Origin of the sequence: Terrisporobacter mayombei (assembly GCF_020748465.1) — a bacterium.
Taxonomy (GTDB): domain Bacteria; phylum Bacillota; class Clostridia; order Peptostreptococcales; family Peptostreptococcaceae; genus Terrisporobacter; species Terrisporobacter mayombei.
Window position 1 is genome coordinate 84,946 of the sequence record NZ_JAHZMP010000002.1, and the last position, 22,825, is coordinate 107,770.

The following is a 22,825-nucleotide window of genomic DNA, read 5'->3' on the forward strand; positions in this document are numbered from 1 at the left end:
TGCAGAAAGACTGAGTAGGTAAAAATCGGGATAGCTATCCCGATTTTCTTTAATCCATATAATTAGCTCACAAAAGTTAGCTAATTATTTTTATTTTTCTAAGATAATTTATAAATTTTTTTAGGCAAATATTACAGATGCTTGCGTAAATAAGTGAAAATAAGAAAAATATTAAAAAAGTTAAAGCGGTTGAAAAAGAACTAGCTAAATCTACAAAGGCCGGAATACCTACTATATAAGTTAAAAATATTATCCCAAGAGATAGTGCTATACTTGAAAATAGTATGGAACTTATTATTCCCTTCCTAAAAAGCAATGTTCCAATAACAATGCCTAGTACACCTGTGGTGAAAAGCAGAATTATTGATTCTTGAATACTAATCATAGTAAGAATTAATACGGAAGATAAAAATACAGCAAAACCAAGAGGAATACTAGAAACACTAGCTATTGCAATAGGTAGGGTGCTTAATGGACTTAAGAACAACCCAATAGCTGGTAAAAATACAGGTGCTGATTGGAATAGAACAGCTAATGTTGTTAATATGCCTCCAACACAAATAAAACTGCTTATATTCATTTTATTCAATTATAATGCCTCCTTGTATAATCTTGTATAATATAGTTGTGACATTTGATAGAAAGTTCTTTAATAATCTAATGAACATTAAGGAACAATTTCAAAAATAGTACCTTTGTTAAAATCAGTCACATTCGCAGAGCCATAAACCCCTAAATAAAGTCTGGTTTGATTCATATTCGTTCCCAAACAAACATAATAAGCTGATTGAGATTCAAAATTATAATCAGTTTCAATAATACTAAAATCATTTAGTTTACAATCTGTTGTTGCCATTGTATAAGCTAAAACTCCTCTCACTGGAGGTTCAGTTTCTTCATTTCGGGCAAAATCAGTAAACACAATTCTACCTGTTAAATCGGGTATTTTGTTTCCCATATATGGCTGAAGCCCTGTAATCGCAGAACCACCAAATTTATCTGGTCGTGAATCTTTATGAAAATAACAAGCTAGAGGCGAAAGACGCTGTGCTGAAGTTTTTACTGCTTCATTGTAATAAACTATTTTTAGCTCGTTCAAAGTTGCACTATCAGAGCAACCTCCTATAAGCGAAGTAGGAAAAGCACCTTCCCATCCTCGCCAGCCAAAGTTAATAAATTTTTCTTGTTCAGGTTGGGATTTTAAATAAGATTGAACAAGCTGAGTAACAGGTATTGGTCTATAATTAGTAAATGAAAAAATTGACTCTACTAAATCCTGGCCAACATTTCCTACATATTTTATATATTGGTTATGAAACCTTTGAAATGAAATGCCAAGTATATTGCGAACTCCTTTGGCAATTACCGTAAGCGTTTCCTGAATAGATATAGGAAGTTCATTAAAACGTGTGACTACAGGCGGATTATTGATTAATGTATTCTTAGTTACATCAATTTCAATTATTTTACCGCAGATTTCCATATTATCTTGACTTAGGTTAAATGGACTATAACCTGAACCACCATCTCCTGTTGTTAAAATAAGTTTTCCAGTTTCAGGTGAAAAATTTAAGCTATTGACACCATTATGATTGGCAAATGGTCTTCTTAGATTAAGCAATGTTCGTCTTTTTTCAGGTTGACCATTCGATTGCAAAACCCATTCTTCAACTGTATCAATATGATCATATTGAATATCTCTATTTGTCCATTTTAGATTTAAAGTTTCGGGGTCACATGGGTTAGGTTTAAAAGGTTTTGAAAGAGCACCAGAACCTTGTGTTCCTGCTACTGAATAATGAAGATAAAATAGACCATTATAATAAAATGCTGGATGAAACGCTAGCCCTAGCAATCCTCGTTCATCATATCCACCATTAGAAGTACCTAGTTTTATTATTCGAGGGCGAATATCTAAAAAAGTATTTATAGCTCCCTTTGAGATATAAAATATTTTTCCTACCTGAGTTGCAATAAATAAACTTTCACTTGAATCACCTGGAATGATAGTTGTTTTCAAAACAGTGGGTAAATTTATATTCTTAACAATAGGCTGTAAACTAACTTTAACTTTCCTCATCTAATACATACTCCTTCTTATTATTTACTATAGATAATCAAGTTCAATTTCTAACATATTTTTAGAGCACTTTTGATTTTTAAGCAGTGGAATTTAAAAATGTTTAATTAAATTATGAAGTTGTTTATCTATATTACAATAATATGATTAGCATTATTTTATTAATACAGAATTGTGGCAAAAAATCCTTTGCCACTATGGTACTAGGGTTTTAGCGTAGAATATAACATGAGATGCCCTGCAGATGCAATAATGTTAATTATTAATAAAAGATACCACAAACAGGACTTATAGAAAGTATTGCACTATAAACTAAAAGTATTTTACTTTATTTACAATTACAACAGGATAAACAAATTTATAATGATGCAGTTTTGTTGGTATTTTTAGCATATATATATTGTCATTTACTTTCGTTTTGCCTCCTATTTTTCTAGTTTATATAGTATCGTACAGATAGGTTTTATTATGTTGATAAAAAATAGCAGAAAAGTATATAATTTTAAAAATTTGTAAAAAAGTAGTTATAAGTTGCTTAGAATTTTTTAGGAAATAGAGGGCAAATTATAAATGAAAATAACCTTGTTACATAAGAATAAAAATAGGAGGAAAGGTAATGAGAAAAAAATTAAAAAACATTTTAGTAGTACTTTTAACTTTAACAGTAATAATGAGTAATATGGGAAGCTTATCTCATTCATTTGCCCAAACAAACATAGAAAAACAAAACATTACTACAGATTGTAAACCTAATAAAGTAATAGATTTAAGAGTAACCATGAAAAATTCTGATTGCATAAAATTAGAATGGAACAAAGTAAAAGGTGCCAGCGGATATAGAATTTACAGATCAACTATGAAAAATGGATTTTACAGAAGAATTGATGAAGTATGTGGTAAAACTACATGCTATATAGATAAAGAATTGGATAGTGGTACAAATTATTATTATAAGGTTAAGGCTTTCAAAAAAGTAGAAGACAAAATATGCTTAGGTTTGCCATCGGATATATTAGACACTACAACTTGTCCACCGACAGTAAAAAATTTACATGCCAATTGCATATCTAATTCTTTTGTGGAGCTAAATTGGCAAACTGTATACAAATCTTCAGGATATGAGGTTTATAGAGCAAGTGGCGAAAGTGGAAATTTTACAAGAGTAGCCACACTTACAGACAATGGAAAAAGCTGTTACAAAGATAAAAATTTAAAAAGTAGAAAAAAATATTACTATAAAGTAAGAGCATTTAAAGAATTAAACGGTCAAGTATGCTTTGGCGATTTTTCAGACGTTTTAACTATATGTACTGAAAAATAATATATTAACATAAAAAATAGCACCTATAACAGGTGCTATTTTTATGTAATAAAATAACTATTTATTTAAGCTATATAACCAATGTTATATAAAAACAAACAATAATGAAAAAATGCCAAATAGCACTAAAAAAATTGTTGTTATTGTATAATAAAATAAGATTTCAAATAAAAGTATTAATTAGGGGGGTTATGATGAAAAGGTCGAAAAAAATCGTCTTAGTTAGTCATTGCATATTGAATATAAATTCAAAGGTAGAAGGTCTTGCCACATCAAAAGCTTGTGTAAGAGAAGTTATAGATTATTTTTATGATAATGATTATGGAATCATACAATTGCAGTGTCCTGAACTTACGTGTATGGGAATAAAAAGATGGGGACAGTCCATAAATCAATATAATAATCCTTTTTATGAAGAACATTGTACAAAATTAGCAAAAGACTTAATCAAAATTGTTAGAAATTACATAACAAATGGATATGAAGTCAAGTATGTTATTGGAATAGATGGAAGCCCAAGTTGTGGAGTGAATTTAACATGTTATGGGGATGCAGGTGGAGAAAATTTAGATTTTGATGGATATGAAACAAGAGAAGGTCAAGGTGTATTCATGAAGACTTTGATGAAAGAAAATGAAAAGTACAATTTGGGGTTAGAGTTTTTAGGAATAAATGAAGAAGATCCAATTAAAAGTATGGAAAGTTTAAAAATGATAATATCTAGTTAATTGAGCATATGTCACAAAAGGTGATTGTGCTTAAAAATATAAATATTACATATTAAGAGGGAGTTATGTTATGAAGAAGTTAAAAAAATCATTGGTACTAGCACTGTCAACAATATTATGTATAGGCGCTGTAGGATGTTCTGCGCCGAAAGAAGATAAAAAAGATGAATCTAAAGAAAGTAAAAGTACAGCCTGGAATACCATACAAGAAAAAGGAGAATTAGTAGTAGGTATGTGTCCAGAGTATCCACCATTTTCAACAAGAAATGAAGCAGGAGATGTGGAAGGTTTTGATGCTGACTTTGCAAAAGCTTTAGGAGAAGAATTAGGTGTAAAAGTTACAATTAAAGATACGCCATGGGAAGGGTTAGTAGCAGGGCTACAAAAGGGAGATCATGATGTAATAATATCTGCTATGTCACCACAAGAAGCAACTTCAGCGTCGGAAAACGTTAACATGAGTGATCCTTATTACGAACTTAGTGATATTATAATTGTTCAAAAAGATAATAATGATATAAAAAGTAAGGAAGATTTAAAAGGTAAAACTGTAGGCCTTCAAGCAACAAGTAGTTGTGAGGTAGGAATAGAAGAGTTAAACAAGACTACAAAACTTAAAGATATAAGAAAGTATAATAGAACTCAAGAAGCCGTGCTAGACTTACAAAATGGAAGAATTGATGCAGTAGCAGCAGGGATTGCTTTTGCAGCATCTCAAATAAACGATAATGATGCTCTGAAAATTATTAATGACCCAATTCAAAAATGTGATTTAGTTGTAGTAATGAATAAAGGTGAAGATGAATTAACAAATAAAATAAATGATGCCATATCATCAATTAGAGAAAATGGTAAATATGATGAAGTTGTAAAGAAATGGTTAGATATAAAATAATATGAATAATTTAGATTTTAGATTTTTAATACCATATATGCATCAATTTGTAGATGCAGCAAAAATAACTTTACAATTGGGAATATGGACATTTTTTATAAGTTTATTACTATCAATTATGATAGGCTTTTTAAGAGCATACAAGGTTCCAAAAACAATTAAAATTATTCTAGGTGTTTACGTTGAAGTATTTAGAGGTACACCTTTATTGGTTCAGCTATTTCTAATTTACTATGGATTGCCATCTTTCAATATTACACTTGAGCCTATGACATGTGCAATTATTGGACTATCTTTAAATTCTGCAGCATATATGTCTGAAATAATTAGAGGCGCAATTTTATCCATAGATAAGGGGCAATACGAAGCAGCATTTTCCCTTGGATACTCAAAGGTAAAAACTTATATTCAAATAATATTACCTCAATCATTTAGAGTAGCCCTTCCATCATTAATGAATTCCTTTGCTAGCATAATAAAAGAAACTTCTTTAGTATCCATAATTTCAATTGCTGAAATAACTAGGGTAGGAAATCAAATTTATGCTAGAACATTAAGACCATTTGAAGTATATTTAGTAATTGCGTTAATATATCTTGTAATGACTTACTCAATTTCACTTCTAGCTAAGTTTATAGAAGGGAGAAGTACAAGATGGAGTCAATAATTAAATTAGAAAATGTACATAAAAGTTATGATAAATTAGATGTAATAAAGGGAATATCTTTAGATATAAAAAAGGGTGAAATTATATCCTTGGTAGGAGCCAGTGGTTCTGGTAAAAGTACCTTGGTAAGATGTATTAATGGAATTGAAAAAATACAAGGTGGAAACATTTATGTTAACAATGAAAAAGTAAATAGTCATAGCTCTGTTGCAGGTAAAGTTGGAATGGTATTTCAAAACTTTAATTTGTTTCCACACTATACTGTTATAAATAACATAGTAAATCCTTTAGATAATGTAAGAGGAATTAAAAAAGATAAGGCTAAAAAAATAGCTAAGTCTTTATTGGAAAAAGTTAAACTAGGTGATAAAGCAAATTATTATCCAAACGAATTATCTGGAGGACAAAAGCAAAGGGTAGCTATAGCTAGAGCTCTTTCAATGGAACCAGATATAATACTTTTTGATGAGCCTACATCATCTCTAGATCCTCAACTTTCCTTTGAAGTTTTTAAAACTATAAAACAATTGGTAGAAGAAGGGTATACAATGGTTATTGTGACTCATGAAATAAAAATGGCTTTAGACATCTCAACTAGAGTAATCTTTTTAGATAAAGGAAAAATATATTTTGATGGGAAACCAGATGAATTTTATACTCATGAGAGTGAAAGATTAAAGGATTTTTTAGAAAACATAATTATATAAGTAATATAGAATATAATAAATCCCAGGGTACTTTGTATCCTGGGATTTATTATTATTAATTATTGAGAAACTAACTCAGTTTTTTTACTTGGTAAAATAAACATTATAAATCTTATTAAAGTGTAAATTACAAGTATTGTAGCAATAATAGTTTGCAATAGTACGATATAATTTATAAAAGGTACAACATAACCCATCTTACCTAAACAAGCCATAGTCATTTTCATTCCAATTGCACTTATAACAAAAGGAAATGTAAATGTTGCATAACTTGGGAAGAAAGGCATTTTTAAATATTTAGGTAATTGGCATAATACCACAATATAAATTATTAATGATAAAATTGCTAAAAATCCTATCATTACTACTGATTTTGTTTCAACTGATTGAATATATCCAGCAAGGCATAGACTTACAGGAGCTGCATATATACAAAATAAAGGTTTAGCAGGTGGTGGAACTTCTTTGTATTTTACATATCTGTTCGTAACAACTACAAGTAAAATTAAACAAGAAATTAAACCAAACCAAAACAATATTGTACCTAGATTTGTCTTTTCAAAAGCTGGCGCTGAAACACTAGCAACTACAATTCCTACATAAACTATGTAATAACTGGTAAATACTTTCTTCATATCAAATTTCAAAATAAATTCTTTTGTAAAATATATGATTAAAGCAATATGCAAACCTATGGCAAGGTACCAAATATAAATAGCGCTAGGTCCTATATAAGGTTTTATATAAGCTGATAAAAGCATTAATGCCATGGGAAAAGTCCCAGAGACACTTGCCATAATTGGATTTTTCATATCTTCTTTTATCATAGAAGGATAAGCAATACATTTACAAATCAATAATAGCCCTAATAATGCAGAAATTATACCGCATATTAGACGAATGGATTCAGAGTAGCTTTGAAGTAAATTACCTAGGGCTGCAAATCCAAGCATTACTCCAGCAATAGGAATTGGTATTTTCTTTATCATAATTTTAACTCCTATGCATGTTCTAAAACGTCAGTATTAACTAGATTAAGTTCTCTTACAACTATTTCAGCAACTTTACCAGCCACTAATCCAGTGAAATATATGCACTGTTCTTTGTGAGCTCCTACGCTCATATCAAATTCTTTTGTAAGAATACGACAACATAGGGCATTTTTTCCGTTAGCTACTTTAAACCAGTCATGTAACTCTTTTGATAACTCCAAGTTTTTTTCCACTTTTGGATCCCCTTGTTTGGTACGTCCAAAAAATAATCCAAGTGTCATAACGCCACCAGATACTGCACCACATAAACATTTAGAACGTCCTATACCAACTGGGAATCCTGAAGCCATTGATATTACCTCTTCTGGTATATCCAACTCAAAGTTAGAACGAATTGCACTAACTACTGCCTCTGAGCAAAAAAATCCACCACGAAATAGTTCTTCTGCATCTTTAGTAATTTTATTAATACTTACTTCCTTTTTTATATTCATAATATACCTCCATGAAAATGTTTTATTTACAGGAATATTATAAGTTTTTGTAGAGTTTTATTCAAATCATAAATATCTATAAGAATAGTGTATAAATTGAAATAATCTATAAGTAAGGCAAGTTTTGATATGTTTATATGATTAAGGTATAATAAATTATGTTCAATTATGTTCAAAATTGTTTGTTATTAAATAAACGAACACAAATAAACAAAAAGTGTTGCGGTTTATAAAAGTTTATGGAATAATATAAACATAGATGAACATAAACGAACTTCAAAATAAACATGAAAAGAAGGTATTATAATGTTCCAATTAGATAGACATAAAAAAATATATGATTATATAGTGAAAAATAAAAATGCTACAGTAAATGAATTAGCTGATATTTGTCAAGTAGCAACAATGACCATAAGAAGAGATTTAGATAAGATGGAAAAAGACGGTCTTATAACTAGGGTATTTGGCGGGGCTGTAATAGATAGCTCAATGGTAAAGGAAGTTGACTATGCAGACAAAGAAAAATGCTACATGGAAGAAAAAGTAAGAATTGCAAAAGAAGCAGTAAAACTTATAAATGACAATTCCATAGTAATATTGGATGCAGGTACAACTTGTATGGAAATTGCAAAGCTATTAGTAGACAAAAGTAATTTAAAAGTAATTACAACAGATATATTAATTGCTGCTTACTTAATGAAGTATGAAAATTTAGAAGTTTATTGCACAGGTGGAAGAATTCAAAGAAACACAGGTAGTTGTTTAGATACTTATACAATAGATTTCTTAAGCAATATAAATGCAGATATATGTTTTGTGGGAGCAAGTGCCATAAATCAAAACTTAGAACTAGCAGCTTTTGTTCCAAACAAGGCAAAGGTAAAACAAACTATGATAGATGTATCTACCCATAGAGTACTTGTAACTGATAATTCAAAATTTAACAAAAGAAGTTTTACTAAAATTAGAAACTTAAAAGATTTTGAAATAGTTATTACCGATGAAGGTTTGGAAGAGGAGACACTAAAGAAAATGGAAGATGAAGGTGTAAACATAAAATTAGTTTAAAGATGGGGGAGACATATGAAATTATATGTAATAGCCGATGATCTTACAGGCGCAAATGCAACAAGTGTTTTATTAGCAAAGGAAGGCTTTAAATGTTCTACATTTATAGATTCTAGACTTCTAAACGATGAAAATATGAGTCGTTGTGATGTAGTAGCTGTAAGCACTGATAGTAGAGGTGTTACTAAAGAAGAAGCTTATGAAAGAGTGAGCAAAGAAGTAGAAAGAGTAAAGCATTTACAACCAATATATACAAAAAGAATAGATTCAACTTTAAGAGGAAATATAGGCTCAGAAATAGATGCTATCTTAGATCAAGATAAAGAATCCATAGCTGTAGTTGTGGCATCTTATCCTGATTCAGGAAGAATTTCTATAGGTGGATTTTTATTAGTAAACTCAGTGCCACTTCAAAATACTTTGGTGGCAAAAGATCCAAAATGTCCAGTTACTAATTCAAGTGTAAAAGAAATAATACAAAGCCAAAGTAAATTCAAGGTAGCTGATATACAAATTAGTGATGTCTTAAGAGGAGAAGAATTTTTAAGTAGGAAAATAAATTTATTAGTAGATGAAGGAAACAGAATAATTGTTGTAGATGCAGTAACTAATGATGAAATAGAAACAATAGCAAAAGCATCTGCACTAATAAAATTAAATGTTATTCCTGTTGATCCAGGACCATTTACTAAATGTTTAATGAATGCTAGATATGGATCATCTCAAGTAGAGCAAGGTAAGAAAGTTTTCTTTGCCATAGGAAGTGTAAGTAAAACTACCATAGGTCAAATAGAATATTTAGTTGCAACAAAATCACCAGCTCTTGTGAAAGTGAATCCATTAAAACTTATAGATGATGAAAAAATAGACAAAGAGATTGAAAGAGTATTACATATAATAGAAGGAAAATTGAAACTCAATACATCCAATATTGTTGGGATAACTACAATAACAAGGGAAGATGAAGTATTAAATTTAAGTGAACTGTCTAAGAAACTGGGGATAGATGAAGAAGCAATATCAGTTAAAATAAACAAAGGTTTAGCAAAAATAACAGAGCTAGCTTTAGAATTATCAAATTCATCCATAGGAGCATTATACACTAGTGGTGGAGATGTAACTATGGAAGTTATGAAAAGGCTAGGCGTTGAAGGTATAGATATAAAAGACGAGATAATACCACTAGCAGTATATGGCAGATTTATTGGAGGAAAATATCCTAATATGGCAGCCATAACAAAGGGAGGCCTTATAGGTGATAAGAAAACATTATCTCTTTGTATAGATTACTTAGCAACAAAAATATCAACACAATATTATATGAAATAATGAAAATTCGCTGCGCTCATAGCGCCAACGGAATTGATTCAACAAGCTCAGCAATTCCCGTTGCTTAAAATTCGCTACGCCCATGGCGCCAACGATATACCTTTGAGCGACGTGTCGGCGAATCATTTTGCTAGCGCTACAGGTATATCCGTTGCTTAAATAGTATAAATTATGAAGTTAAATTTGGAGGAATAGTTATGAATAGAGAATATATAGGAGTACCTTTAGGAGATCCAGCAGGAATAGGACCGGAGATTGTGGTCAAATCCATAGCTAAAGAGGAAACAAACACTTATGCAAACATAGTTGTATTTGGAAATAAAGAAATATTAGAAAAAGCTATAGAAGTTTGTAAAGTGGATATGAAAATAAATATTATAGAAAATCCAGAAGATGGGAACTACAACAACAAAACATTAAATTTAGTAAACATAGATAACATAGATATGAACAAATTTGAACCAGGACAAGTTAGTGGAATGTGTGGAAAGGCTGCTTTTGAATATTTAGCTAAATCAATTGATTACGCTATGGCAGAAAAAGTTAAAGCTATAGCAACTACACCACTTAACAAAGAATCATTTAAAGCAGGTAATGTGCCATACATAGGCCATACAGAAGTATTAGAAGATTTAACAAAAACACATAATCCTTTAACTATGTTCCAAGTAAGAGATTTAAGAGTATTTTTCTTAAGCAGACACGTATCACTTAAAAAAGCTTGCGACTTAGTTACTGAGGAAAATATGTATGAATTCATAATAAGATCAAAAGAAGCTCTAAGACAATTAGGAATAGATACTCCTAAAATGGCAGTGGCGGGCCTAAATCCTCACTGTGGAGAGCATGGATTATTTGGAGATGAAGAAAGAGAAATAGAACCAGCAATAGAAAGAGCAAGAAAAGAAGGAATAGACGTGGTAGGTCCAATAGGTGCAGACTCAGTATTCTTCTTTGGATTACAAGGGAAGTTTGATGCAGTACTTTCTCTATATCATGACCAAGGTCATATAGCTACAAAAACTGTAGACTTCCACAGAACTATATCTATAACAAACAACATGCCATTCTTAAGAACGTCTGTTGACCATGGAACAGCATTTGATATAGCTTGGAAAAACATAGCAGATGAAATAAGTTTAGTAGAAGCAATAAGACTTGCTGGACAGTACGCTCCAAACTTTAATAAAAAGTAAGCTACAATTTATCCATATAGAACAATGTATCTAAACCAACGCATACGCTAATGGGTATGCGAAGTTTAGATACATTGTCACTAAAGTTTATTAAATGTAATTTATATAAAATTTAAAATTAAAAATTTATTAACTTGGGGGAATCATAATGAATAACGAATTAGTTGTATCAGGACCGCAAATATTAATAGGTCTAGGCCTTGGAATAACATTATTAATATTTATGATGTTAAAAACTAAGGTGCATCCATTCTTAGCAATGATAATAAGTGCATCAATAACAGGATTAGTTGGTGGAATGCCAGCTGGAGATGTAGTAAACAGTATAACAACTGGATTTGGTAATACACTTGGTAGTATAGGTATAATTATTGGATTTGGTGTTATGATGGGTGAAATATTTGAAGTATCAGGAGCAGCAAAAAAGATGGCTCAAATATTCGTTGAAAAATTAGGTAAGGGCAGAGAAGAATTAGCTCTAGCTATTACAGGGTTTTTAGTATCAATACCAATTTTCTGTGATTCAGGATTCGTAATCTTATCACCACTGGCAAAATCAATATCAAGAAACACAAAAAAATCAGTTATATCTTTAGGTTTATCACTAGCATTAGGTCTAGTTATCACACATACATTAGTACCGCCTACTCCAGGACCTGTAGGAGTTGCAGGAATATATGGTGCAAATGTGGGAACAACATTATTATTAGGAATTGTTTGTGCTATACCAATGACACTAGTTGGACTTCTTTATGCTAAGTACATAGGAGCAAAACAATATAAAGTACCAAGTGAAGATGGTGAAAGCTATTTAAGTAGCGAAGATTTAGGAGCAATTGCTAATAGCGAAGTAGCAGCAACTTTAATGGACAGTGAAGAAGTATTACCATCAGCATTTATGTCATTTATGCCAATATTTGCACCGATAATATTAATATTATTAAAGACAGTTACTACGCAAATGGCTCTAGAAGGTGGATTTATAGAAGTAATAAACTTCTTAGGAGCTCCAGTTATAGCTGTTGGTTTAGGTTTGATAATAGCAATATACGGACTAGGTAAAAACCAAGACAAAAAAGAAATTACAAACACTATGGAAAAAGGTATAAAATCTGCAGGGGTAATAATGTTAGTTACTGGTGCAGGTGGAGCTTTAGGTATGATAATAAGAGACTCTGGTGCAGGAGACTACATAGCAGGGCTTATTGCAAATACAGCACTACCAGCAGTAATAATACCATTTGCCATATCATCAATAGTAAGACTAATACAAGGAAGTGGTACAGTTGCCATGACAACAGCAGCATCTGTAACAGCTCCAATGATGGCAACACTTGGATTATCACCTGAACTTGCAGTGTTATCAGCTTGTATGGGTTCATTAGTATTCTCTCACTTTAATGATTCATACTTCTGGGTTGTTAATAGAACTTTAGGTGTTACTGAAGTTAAGGAACAATTAAGGGGTTATTCTATAGCAAGTACAATAGTATGGGCTGTAGGATTTGTAGAGTTAATGATATTAAATATGTTTATGTAATATTAAAGTAAAAGCGTAGACCAAGTCTACGCTTTTAATAATTCTTATTTTAAGCTAGAAGTATAATTTTCTAGAGCTTTGTTCCAATTTATGACATTTATCCAGTTGTCAATATAGTCAGCTCTTTTATTTTTATACTGCAAATAGTAAGCATGTTCCCAAACATCAATTCCAATTATAGGAGTGTAAATATATGATATGGGAGAGTCTTGATTAGCTGTTGTAATTATGAACAACTTTCCATTACAATCAGATACAAGCCATGCCCATCCAAAACCAAATACTCCTAAGGCTGATTTTTTAAACTCATCTATAAAATTATCGTAACTATTAAAATCTCTTTCTATGGCATTTTTTAATTTTCCTGAAACTTCAGTTTTGTCAGGGGTCATGATATTAAAGAAAAATTCATGATTATAAACTCCGCCACCATTATTTCTTACAGAAGTAGATATTTCCTTTGGAAGACAGTCTAGACTTTTTAAAAGTTTCTCTACGGAGTAGCTTTTATATTTGGGATAGTTTTCTAAAGTTTTATTTAAATTATCTACATAAGTTTGATAATGCTTGTCGTGATGTAGAATCATGATTTCTTTACATATGTATGGTTCTAAAGCATCATAAGAGTATGGCAGTGGTTTTGCTGTAAACTTGGAAGCACTTTTCATATCTAATGAAAATGAAGTTATACAACTTGTAAATAATAATAAAAAGGATAAGGAAACAGCTAATAATTTTTTTCTCATATTTATATCACCTCAATAGTAGTATTTCTTAGATTATTGAATAATATTTCAAATAAATAATAAATTGTAAGAAATTTTTGATAATTTATGGCAATAGATAAAATTCGTAGCCGTTATTTCTTGATTCATCTATAATTTCTCCAAGTATATCTGCATTAGTCTTAGATATGGCATGTAAAAGTATGATAGAACCCTCGTGAAGGTGACCTAATATATGTTGCTTAGCATATCCAGGTGAAGGTTGATTAGTAGCTTCATAATCACCATAAGCAAAGCTCCAAAATATAGTTTTATAACCTAAATCCTTAGTCATGGCTAAACTTTTCTGTGAATATTTACCCATGGGAGGTCTAAAAAACTTAGGCATATCTTTCCCAGTTAATTCTTTAAACTTATTTTCCACGTCAGTAAGTTCTTTATTAAAAGCATCAGAAGAATAAGTAACAGTAGGCATAGAGTAGTGGTGATTTGTATGATTTGCTACAACATGACCCTCAGCTACCATTCTTTTTACAGTGTCAGGAGAATAAGTAATATAATGAGAAGTAACAAAGAAAATAGCCTTAACATTCTTTTCTTTTAAAACATCTAAAATCTGATCTGTATGTCCGTTTTCATAACCTTCGTCAAAAGTTAAATATAAGGATTTTTTGTTAGGCTGCTTTGGACCATTGTAAAATGCATCGTAATCGCTTAAATTAAACTTTAACTCTTCATTAATTTGTGGAGTTCTAAATTTATCATTTGGTATAAAAAACCAGTCGATGCAAGTGTTGTCTAAGTCCATGACTTTCATTTCTAATTTTTCACTGTTAATGTTGTGAACAGCTGTATTAGCTTTAGAAAAACCAAATAAAGGAATACATAAAGATGATAAAAGTAAAATTGAAACAAATTTCTTCAAAAAAACACCTTCTTTGTTTAAAATTGAATTCTTACATTAATTATGATTCCATACAATAAGGAGATTATAAGTGGAAAATATAAAAAAGAAAGTGCGTATCTTCTATATGAAAATATACACTTTCTTTTTTTATATTAATTCTATTGTCTAATAGGGGGACTATTTATATAAGTAAATCTAATGCACTTTTTAAATCATCTATTATATCTTCTACATTTTCAAGTCCAACAGCTAGTCTTACTAAACCGTCAGTTATATTTGCATTTGCACGTTCTTCAGGAGTACAAGCTGAGTGAGTCATAGAAGCTGGATGCTCAATTAATGTTTCTGCATCTCCTAAGCTTACAGCTAATGTACAAAGATTTAATGTATTCATTAGTTTTTCGCCTGCTTCAACACCACCTTTTACTTCAAAAGATATCATTGCTCCAGGTAGAGCCATTTGTTTTTTAGCTAATTCAAATTGAGGGAAACTTTCTAATCCAGGGTAGTTTATGCTCTCTATTGCTGGATGTTCCTCTAAGAATTTAGCTACTTTCATAGCGTTTGAACAGTGTTGTTCCATTCTCACTGCTAATGTTTTAAGTCCTCTATTTATTAAAAAGGCATCATTTGGGCTTAGAACAGCACCAGTAAAATCTTTTATACCTTCAAATCTAACTTCATTTATAAATTCACTATATCCAACTATAAAACCAGCTATAACATCACCATGTCCATTTAAGAATTTAGTAGCAGAATGTAAAACAACATCAGCTCCAAGTGACAAAGGTCTTTGGATATAAGGTGTACAGAATGTATTATCAACCATAACTAACACGTTTTCTTGGCTATGAGCTATTTCACATATTTTTTCAATATCATATAATCTAAGCGTTGGGTTAGCAGGTGTTTCAAAGTATACAACTCTTGTATTAGGTTTTATAGAATTTTTTATTTTTTCTAAATCAGTGAAATCAACAAAGTCAACCTCGATTGCAAATTTAGTTAAACCTCTAGATAATAATGCTTGAGTACAACCATAAAGAGTATCACTAGCTAGTACATGATCTCCAGCTTTTAATGCTGTCCACAATGTTGAAGATATTGCACCCATGCCAGATGCAGTTGAGATACAAGCTTCAGCACCTTCTAGCTCAGCAATTTTTTCTTCTAATGATGTATTAGTAGGGTTACCTAATCGAGAATATATATATCCTTCTTCTTCTCCCTCAAATCTTTTTCTTCCTTGCTCTGCACTGTCAAAAACAAATGTTGAAGTTTGATATATTGGTAGTCCTAATGCACCTGCTGCATTTTTGTGATGTCCTGCATGTATAGCCTTTGTTGCAAATCCTTTAACTTTCATTGAAAAGTCCTCCTAAGTATATATTGTTTTTATTAATAAAAATTAATAATTATAAAGCTAATTTTAAGATATCTACAAATTTGGATGCGTCTAAAGGTATGTAGTGGCCAGCTGTTGATTGATTATTATTAGTAGCACGCATTGCCATTAATTCAAAATGTTCATCTGTTATGCCTTTTTGTGATAATTTAGTATTTAAATTTAGTGAAATAAAGAAGTCGTTTAAGTGATGAGATAATTTAAGGGCCATTTCTTCTTCAGAGTAATTATTATAATCTATGTTAAACAGGCGGTTTGCCAATTGTGCAAGTTTTGAAGGTTTATTATAGGCCATGTACTTTGTCCAAGCAACTAAAACTATAGCCATACCTTCACCATGAGTTAGTTCATATTGAGCACTTAGTTCATGCTCTATTCTATGTGATCCCCAATCAGATACTCGTCCAGTATCTAGCAAATTATTATGTGCTATGGAAGCTAGCCACTGAATTTCAGAGCGCGCATTTATATCATTAGGGTTTTTCATTAATCTTTCTGCATTTAGAATAAGGGCTTTACAAGCTCCTTCAATTAAATAGTCTGTTGTATCTACATATTTAGTATCAGTAAAATAACGTTCTAATAAATGAGATAATATATCTGCTATTCCACATGCAGTTTGGTATTGTGGTAATGTTAAAGTAAATTCAGGGTTCATGATTGCAAATTTAGGTATTATAAAATCGCTTTCAATGCCTAGCTTATAAAGCCCATTTGAAATAATAGAGCAGTTAGATGTTTCTGAACCACTTGCAGGTATTGTTGAAATTACACCAATTGGAAGTGCTGCTGAAATTGAATCTTTACCTTCAAAAAAGTTCCATACATCTCCATCATAAGGTATTCCTACAGATACGGCTTTAGCTGTATCCATAGAACTACCACCTCCAACTGCGAGAATAAAGTCTACATTATTTTCTTTACCTACTTCTATAAGTTCTCTAACATGTTCAATTTTAGGATTAGGAACAACACCACCTTTTTCAGTAAATTTAATTCCTAATTCCTCGCAAGCCTTATTAACTGTATCCCATATTCCTAATTTTTTTACAGTGCTTCCACCATAAATTAAAAACAGAGAAGTTACATTATAATCTTTTAACAGTTGCTTTATATTTTGTTCTGAGCCTTTACCAAATATTACTCTTGATGGATTATAGTACTGGAAATTAATCATTATTTAAAACCTCCTTATTTATTAAAGCATAATCTATTTTGCAATTTAATTTTTTACAAGTTTCAGTCCATTCCCTAGATAACTTATAATCAGTTATTAAAACATCTATATCCTTAAGGTTTGCAAATAAGATATCAGATTTATTGCCAACCTTTGTATGATCCATTAATAAAAAGTGTTCCTTTGAATTCTTAATCATCAATTCTCTTATTTTGGCACTATCAAAGTTGTTATCGGATAACCCATATTTAGTGTCTACAAATGGACAACTTATGAAGCATTTATCTGCATAATAAACACTTAGATTATCTAAAGTATGATATCCAATAAATGAGCTTGTGCTTGAGTGAAATTTACCCCCTAGACATATTAGATTAATATTAGACTGGTAACTTTCGCATAAATTACAAATTCTAAGTGAATTAGTGATAAGTGTTATATTAAGTTGAGAAGCAATTAGTGCTTCTGCCAATTTTAAGCATGTTGTACTTGAATCTAACATTATAACATCATTATCTTTAATACAGTTTAAAGCTCTTTGGGCCATCTGTTCTTTTTCTTCAATATAAAAAGTTTCTCTTAATTGTATTGGAACACCCTTATCATATTTTTCTGGTAGATATGCTCCTCCATGAATTCTACATAATTTATTGGCCTTTTCCATTTCTCTTAAATCTCTTCTTATAGTTTCTTCACTACATTCTAGTAGCTTGCTTAAATCAGAGATTAGTACGCTTCTTTTTTTATGTAATTCTTTCTCTATAATATTATGTCTATCTATTTTTAACATAGTTAACTCCTTAATAATCAATATTTATACCTATATTTATTAATTATAATTTTTTTACTAATTATGGTATTTGTATGATTTAATTGTAGATGAATTAATTTTAGAATGCAATATAAAAATAACAATAACTCACAAAAAACAACAATAACTAAATTAATCGGTCAAAATAACAAAAAATAAAACGATATTTCTTGAGAAAATGTTGTTTTTTGACTATTCATGTGATACATTTATGGTAAATAGAGAAGGGGGAGGCAAAAATGAACTCAAGAAAATTAGTATTAGACGCAGCAAAAAAATTATACGCTGAAAAATTAGTAGCAGGAACAAGTGGAAATATAAGTATAAGAAATGTTGATGGAGGAGACGATAGTTATTTAATAACTGCAAGTGGATTATCTTACGATATTATGACTGAAGAAGATATTGTAGAAATTGATGAAGAAGGAAATTCAAAAGTAGAGGGTCAAAAACCATCTTCAGAGTGGAAGATGCATATAGAAGTATATAAAAAATACCCAGAAGTAAATGCAATTGTTCATACACATTCATCAATAGCAACAGGGTTTGCAGTTAACCATCAAGACATACCATTAATATTAATAGAAATGAAACCTTTTTTAGGTGGAGATGTTAAAGTAGCACCTTTTAGACCAGCTGGATCTGAAGAATTAGCTCAAGTTATATTACCATATTTAGAAGATCGTACAGCTTGTTTATTAGCAAATCATGGAGTTATTTCAGTTGGTAAAACTATGGAAGATGCTTTCGTAGCAGCAGAATATGTTGAAGATGCAGCAAAAATTTATTACTATGCAAAAACATCAGGAGTTCCAGTTATTTTAGACTAAAAATAATAAGTATGAAGCTTTAAATGAGTCTGCATTCTAATAATAGATCTATATTTATTTTCATACATAAACACACTTCAATTATATATAAATCATTTATAAAGAATTTACTCTAATCGTACTTATTCAAAAATTATAAAAGGATTCATATAAGTTTCATACTCCAAAATTATTTTATAGATTATAAAAATCCAATAAATTATTTTAGGAGGAAAAAATGGAAAATAATAAGAAGTCAAAGGGTAGTTTTTTAGGATTAGTGCCACTGTGTGTATTTTTAGTTTTGTATTTTGCCATTGGTATAGGAACAGGAAGTTTTGATAATATGCCTTTAATGATAGGTATAACAATTGCAATTGGTATAGCTTTAGTCCTAAATAAAAAAGGAGAAGAAAAGCTTACATTTGAAGAAAAGGTTACTATGTTTTGTAAAGGAGCAGGAGATAGTACCTTGGTACTTATGGTAGTTATATTCTTATTGGCAGGTGCGTTCTATGGAATTGCTGGTGCGATGCATGCTAGTGATTCTGTTACCAATTTTGGTTTAAGTATATTACCTTCTAATATGGTACTACCGGGATTATTTGTAATAGGGTGTATATTAAGTTTCTCAATGGGAACTTCAATGGGAACAGTATCAGCTTTAATGCCAATTGCTGTGTCTCTTTCTAGTGCAACAGGTTTTAACATGGCTCTAGTATGTGGAGTAGTTGTAGGAGGTGCATTATTTGGTGATAACTTATCATTTATTTCTGATACTACAATAGCAGCTACACGTACTCAAGATATACCAATGAGAGATAAATTTAAAGCAAACATATTAATGGTTTTACCAGCAGTTATTATTACTTTAGTATTACTATATTTCCAACCAATGGGTAGTGCATCAACTGCAGCTGCTGGAGAGTATAGTTTTGTGAATATGATTCCCTATGTAATAGTGATAGTGTTATCCTTACTAGGAGTAAATGTTATAACAGTAATGAGTACAGGTGTACTTGTAGGAGTAATAATAGGAGTCATGCATGGTGACTTTACTTTAATAGGATCTTTAACTGTAATTCATGAAGGTATGACTTGGATGGAGGATATGGCTTTGATAGCTGTATTAGTAGGTGGTTTAGTTGCACTAATGAATTATCTTGGTGGTATAGATTGGTTACTTTATAAGTTAACTAGAAAAACAAAAACTGCTCGCGGTGCAGAGTTATCAATAGCAGCATTAGTAAGTTTAATAGATATATCAACAACTAACAATACTATATCAATTATAGCAGCAGGACCTATAGCTAGAGATATAGCAGATGAATATAATATTTCAAGAGCTAGAACAGCAAGTATTCTTGACTTATTCTCATCTGGTTTCCAAGGGTTATTACCATATGGAGGACAATTACTAACGGCAGGTGCATTAGCAGGAATATCCCCAGCTGCAATCTTACCTTATTGCTGGTATTCTATGCTAATGATAGTATTTGGAGTAATATTCATATTAATAGGTTGGCCAAAGATGGCATCAAAAGCAAAGCCAAAATTAGTAGTTAATCAACTTGAAGAATAAAAATTATAACGTGAATTATCTATTTTATATATTGGGGGGCGTGACATGGAAAAGTATTTAGATCATTTTTTAATGAATACTAATACGGCAAAAGAGTATGCAAAGGATAAGTTAGGATATTTTCAAGAAGAATCTATATTAGAGTGTATAGAAATCGGGGATGGAAATATTAACTATGTGTTCAAAGTATGGGAAGAATCAACTGGAAAATCTATTATTATTAAGCAAGCAGATAAATTTTTAAGGTCATCAGGAAGGCCATTAGATGTATATAGAAATAAGATAGAAGCAGAAATCCTTATGATTGAAGGCAAACTTGCAAAAGAATTTGTGCCTAAGGTATTTCATTATGATGAGAATATGTGTGCTCTTTCAATGGAAGATATATCTCAATATAAAAATCTTAGAACTGAATTAATGCAGGGGAAAACGTTTGATTGCTTGGCGGATAGTATCTCGACATTTTTAGTTAATACTTTATTGCCTACTACGGATTTAGTTATTGATAGAGCAACAAAAAAACAATATGTGAAATTGTTTACTAATATTGAACTATGTGATATCAGTGAGGATTTAGTATTTACTGAACCATATTATGATTATAAAGGTAGAAATATAATATTAGATGAAAACAAAGAATTTGTAGAAGAGTTTTTGTATAATGACGATAAACTAAAGAAAGAAGTGGCTATTCTTCGTGACAAATTCATGAATCAAACTCAAGCTTTAATACACGGAGATCTGCACTCTGGCTCAATATTTATAAATAAAGATGGATTAAAAGTGATTGACCCCGAATTTGCCTTTTATGGTCCTATGGGATATGACATTGGAAATGTAATAGGTAATCTATTCTTCGCTTGGGCTAACAAATATTATACAGATAGGAATAACGAAGAGTTCTTTGACTGGATTTCATCTACTATAGAAGACACAATAAATTTATTCACGAATAAATTTTCAGAAAAATATGATGATTTAGTTACTTTCGATTTATATAATAAGCATTTTAAAGAAGATTACATAAAGAGAGTGCTATCAGATTCTTTTGGATATGCTGGAACTGAAATAATACGTAGAGTAGTTGGTGACTCGAAGGTAATAGAAGTTACATCTGTTGAAGATATAAATAAAAGATTGCCGATGGAGAGAAGTTTAATAAAAATGGGCATTAGTCTAGTTAATAATAGAGATAAATTTTTAGAAGGAAAAGATGTAGTAAGAGAGTTTGAATTAGTATTATCTTAATTAAAATATAAAAATTTACAGAGTAGTAATTATAGTTACTACTCTGTTACTTAAAATGAGGTTTATTATTATGAAGAGAATGGATCAAGATTTAGCTTTCATGCTTCAGTATGAGAATGTGGCATGGTATGAAGATGGAAAAGCAAGAATATTAGATAGACGTATTTATCCAACAGAGGTAAAATTTGTTGAGTGTACAACACACGAAGAAGTTGCAAAAGCTATTCAGGATATGGTTACTCAAAGTGCAGGACCATATACAGCAGCAGGAATGGGAATGGCATTAGCTGCATTCGAAGCTAAGGATAAAAAAGAAAAAGATCAATTGGAGTATATGGAAAAAGCATCTTATACTATTTCTCATGCAAGACCAACTACGGCAAATCGTATGGGACTTATAACAAATGGATGTCTCAAAGAATGGAAAAAAGCCGTAGATAGTGGACAAAATCCTGTAGATGCTGTATTTAGCAGAACCATAGACTCATTAAATAGAAGATATTCTACTATGGAAATAGTAGGGGAATATTTAGCAGATATGTTTCCTAAGAATGGAACAATCCTTACTCAATGTTTTGGAGAAACAATTATAGGAATGATGTTGCGCGCAGCTAAAAAAAGAAATAATGATATAAAAGTATACTGTGCAGAAACAAGACCTTATTTGCAAGGTGCTAGGCTTACATCTAGTTGTTGTTCTCAAATGGGATTTGATACAACTGTAATAACTGATAATATGATAGCTTATGCAATGGAACATAAAAATATAGACTTATTCACGTCAGCTGCAGATACAATAGCTAAAGATGGACACATTGCAAATAAAATAGGAACTTATCAAATAGCATTATTAGCAAAACATTTTTCTATACCTTATTTTGTTACGGGAATACCAGATATTGATAAAGAAAAAGGTACAGATATTATAATAGAAGAAAGAGATCCACAGCAAGTATTAAGTTATAGAGGTATCAAAAATACTTTAGAAGAAGTAAAGGGTATTTATCCTTCATTTGATATAACACCACCTAGCTTAATTAGTGGGATTGTCACTGATAAAGGAATATATTCACCATATGATTTGATTAGATATTTTGATAGTGAAGTCAAAGAATTTTATTAAAATTTTTAATAAGGGGGAAAT

General features: G+C 30.7%; 22 protein-coding genes. 13 read left to right on the plus strand and 9 right to left on the minus strand.

Features of this window, described 5'->3' with window-relative positions; genetic code table 11:
- Window positions 1-76: 76 nt before the first annotated feature.
- Window positions 77-580, minus strand: a complete 504-nt coding sequence (locus K0039_RS06660; protein ID WP_228105040.1) for a hypothetical protein — start codon at window positions 578-580, stop codon at window positions 77-79.
- Between the two features lie 87 nt (window positions 581-667).
- Window positions 668-2,080: a PQQ-dependent sugar dehydrogenase gene (locus K0039_RS06665; RefSeq protein WP_228104277.1), complete on the minus strand. Its 1,413-nt coding sequence runs from the start codon at window positions 2,078-2,080 to the stop codon at window positions 668-670.
- Window positions 2,081-2,696: 616 nt separating this feature from the next.
- Between K0039_RS06665 and K0039_RS06670 the strand changes: the two genes are divergently transcribed.
- The 5 genes from K0039_RS06670 (at window position 2,697) to K0039_RS06690 (ending at window position 6,398) form a co-directional block, all read left to right on the plus strand.
- Window positions 2,697-3,401: a fibronectin type III domain-containing protein gene (locus K0039_RS06670; RefSeq protein WP_228104278.1), complete on the plus strand. Its 705-nt coding sequence runs from the start codon at window positions 2,697-2,699 to the stop codon at window positions 3,399-3,401.
- A 194-nt stretch (window positions 3,402-3,595) separates the two neighbouring features.
- Window positions 3,596-4,129: a CD3072 family TudS-related putative desulfidase gene (locus tag K0039_RS06675; RefSeq protein WP_228104279.1), complete on the plus strand. Its 534-nt coding sequence runs from the start codon at window positions 3,596-3,598 to the stop codon at window positions 4,127-4,129.
- A 70-nt stretch (window positions 4,130-4,199) separates the two neighbouring features.
- Window positions 4,200-5,024, plus strand: coding sequence for a transporter substrate-binding domain-containing protein (locus tag K0039_RS06680; protein ID WP_228104280.1), 825 nt, complete (start codon window positions 4,200-4,202; stop codon window positions 5,022-5,024).
- A 1-nt stretch (window position 5,025) separates the two neighbouring features.
- Window positions 5,026-5,691, plus strand: coding sequence for an amino acid ABC transporter permease (locus K0039_RS06685; RefSeq protein ID WP_228104281.1), 666 nt, complete (start codon window positions 5,026-5,028; stop codon window positions 5,689-5,691).
- The gene (locus K0039_RS06690; protein ID WP_265589437.1) at window positions 5,679-6,398 is read left to right on the plus strand and encodes an amino acid ABC transporter ATP-binding protein; all 720 of its coding nucleotides are present in this window, start codon (window positions 5,679-5,681) and stop codon (window positions 6,396-6,398) included. Before K0039_RS06685 ends, K0039_RS06690 begins: the two co-directional genes overlap by 13 nt.
- 59 nt (window positions 6,399-6,457) lie before the next feature.
- Here K0039_RS06690 and K0039_RS06695 read toward each other — a convergent pair whose 3' ends face one another.
- Both K0039_RS06695 and K0039_RS06700 read right to left on the minus strand, forming a co-directional pair.
- Window positions 6,458-7,387, minus strand: a complete 930-nt coding sequence (locus K0039_RS06695) for a TDT family transporter (protein ID WP_228104282.1) — start codon at window positions 7,385-7,387, stop codon at window positions 6,458-6,460.
- A gap of 11 nt (window positions 7,388-7,398) precedes the next feature.
- Window positions 7,399-7,884 (minus strand): C-GCAxxG-C-C family protein, encoded by a 486-nt coding sequence (locus K0039_RS06700; RefSeq protein ID WP_018589501.1) that lies wholly within the window; start codon window positions 7,882-7,884, stop codon window positions 7,399-7,401.
- A 306-nt stretch (window positions 7,885-8,190) separates the two neighbouring features.
- Here K0039_RS06700 and K0039_RS06705 point away from each other — a divergent pair, with 306 nt between their 5' ends.
- The 4 genes from K0039_RS06705 (at window position 8,191) to K0039_RS06720 (ending at window position 13,017) form a co-directional block, all read left to right on the plus strand.
- Entirely contained in the window at window positions 8,191-8,952 is a 762-nt protein-coding gene (locus K0039_RS06705; protein WP_228104283.1) for a DeoR/GlpR family DNA-binding transcription regulator, read from the plus strand.
- Between the two features lie 15 nt (window positions 8,953-8,967).
- Window positions 8,968-10,281 (plus strand): four-carbon acid sugar kinase family protein, encoded by a 1,314-nt coding sequence (locus tag K0039_RS06710; protein ID WP_228104284.1) that lies wholly within the window; start codon window positions 8,968-8,970, stop codon window positions 10,279-10,281.
- 197 nt (window positions 10,282-10,478) lie between these two features.
- On the plus strand, window positions 10,479-11,477 hold the full coding sequence (gene pdxA, locus K0039_RS06715) for a 4-hydroxythreonine-4-phosphate dehydrogenase PdxA (protein WP_228104285.1): 999 nt from the start codon (window positions 10,479-10,481) through the stop codon (window positions 11,475-11,477).
- A 148-nt stretch (window positions 11,478-11,625) separates the two neighbouring features.
- Window positions 11,626-13,017 carry a GntP family permease gene (locus K0039_RS06720; protein WP_228104286.1) on the plus strand — a complete coding sequence of 464 codons (1,392 nt, stop codon included), beginning with the start codon at window positions 11,626-11,628 and terminating at the stop codon, window positions 13,015-13,017.
- A 44-nt stretch (window positions 13,018-13,061) separates the two neighbouring features.
- Here the strand turns inward: K0039_RS06720 and K0039_RS06725 are convergent, their stop codons facing one another.
- The 5 genes from K0039_RS06725 to K0039_RS06745 all read right to left on the minus strand — a co-directional run bounded on the left by K0039_RS06725 (window position 13,062) and on the right by K0039_RS06745 (window position 18,021).
- Complete coding sequence (locus K0039_RS06725) at window positions 13,062-13,763, minus strand: superoxide dismutase (protein WP_272491543.1); 702 nt, start codon at window positions 13,761-13,763, stop codon at window positions 13,062-13,064.
- Window positions 13,764-13,848: 85 nt separating this feature from the next.
- A complete protein-coding gene (locus K0039_RS06730) occupies window positions 13,849-14,667 on the minus strand; it encodes a delta-lactam-biosynthetic de-N-acetylase (RefSeq protein WP_228104287.1) in 819 nt (272 codons plus the stop codon).
- A gap of 163 nt (window positions 14,668-14,830) precedes the next feature.
- A complete protein-coding gene (megL, locus tag K0039_RS06735; RefSeq protein WP_228104288.1) occupies window positions 14,831-16,015 on the minus strand; it encodes a methionine gamma-lyase in 1,185 nt (394 codons plus the stop codon).
- 49 nt (window positions 16,016-16,064) lie between these two features.
- Window positions 16,065-17,231, minus strand: a complete 1,167-nt coding sequence (locus K0039_RS06740) for an iron-containing alcohol dehydrogenase (protein ID WP_228104289.1) — start codon at window positions 17,229-17,231, stop codon at window positions 16,065-16,067.
- Window positions 17,224-18,021, minus strand: a complete 798-nt coding sequence (locus K0039_RS06745) for a DeoR/GlpR family DNA-binding transcription regulator (protein WP_018589510.1) — start codon at window positions 18,019-18,021, stop codon at window positions 17,224-17,226. The genes K0039_RS06740 and K0039_RS06745 overlap by 8 nt, the downstream gene beginning before the upstream one ends.
- Window positions 18,022-18,281: 260 nt before the next feature.
- Here K0039_RS06745 and K0039_RS06750 point away from each other — a divergent pair, with 260 nt between their 5' ends.
- The 4 genes from K0039_RS06750 to K0039_RS06765 all read left to right on the plus strand — a co-directional run bounded on the left by K0039_RS06750 (window position 18,282) and on the right by K0039_RS06765 (window position 22,804).
- A complete protein-coding gene (locus K0039_RS06750; protein WP_228104290.1) occupies window positions 18,282-18,872 on the plus strand; it encodes a class II aldolase/adducin family protein in 591 nt (196 codons plus the stop codon).
- Between the two features lie 217 nt (window positions 18,873-19,089).
- Window positions 19,090-20,433 carry a Na+/H+ antiporter NhaC family protein gene (locus tag K0039_RS06755; RefSeq protein ID WP_228104291.1) on the plus strand — a complete coding sequence of 448 codons (1,344 nt, stop codon included), beginning with the start codon at window positions 19,090-19,092 and terminating at the stop codon, window positions 20,431-20,433.
- 45 nt (window positions 20,434-20,478) lie between these two features.
- Window positions 20,479-21,681: an S-methyl-5-thioribose kinase gene (gene mtnK, locus K0039_RS06760; protein WP_228104292.1), complete on the plus strand. Its 1,203-nt coding sequence runs from the start codon at window positions 20,479-20,481 to the stop codon at window positions 21,679-21,681.
- A 70-nt stretch (window positions 21,682-21,751) separates the two neighbouring features.
- Window positions 21,752-22,804, plus strand: coding sequence for an S-methyl-5-thioribose-1-phosphate isomerase (locus tag K0039_RS06765; RefSeq protein ID WP_228104293.1), 1,053 nt, complete (start codon window positions 21,752-21,754; stop codon window positions 22,802-22,804).
- Window positions 22,805-22,825 lie beyond the last annotated feature (21 nt).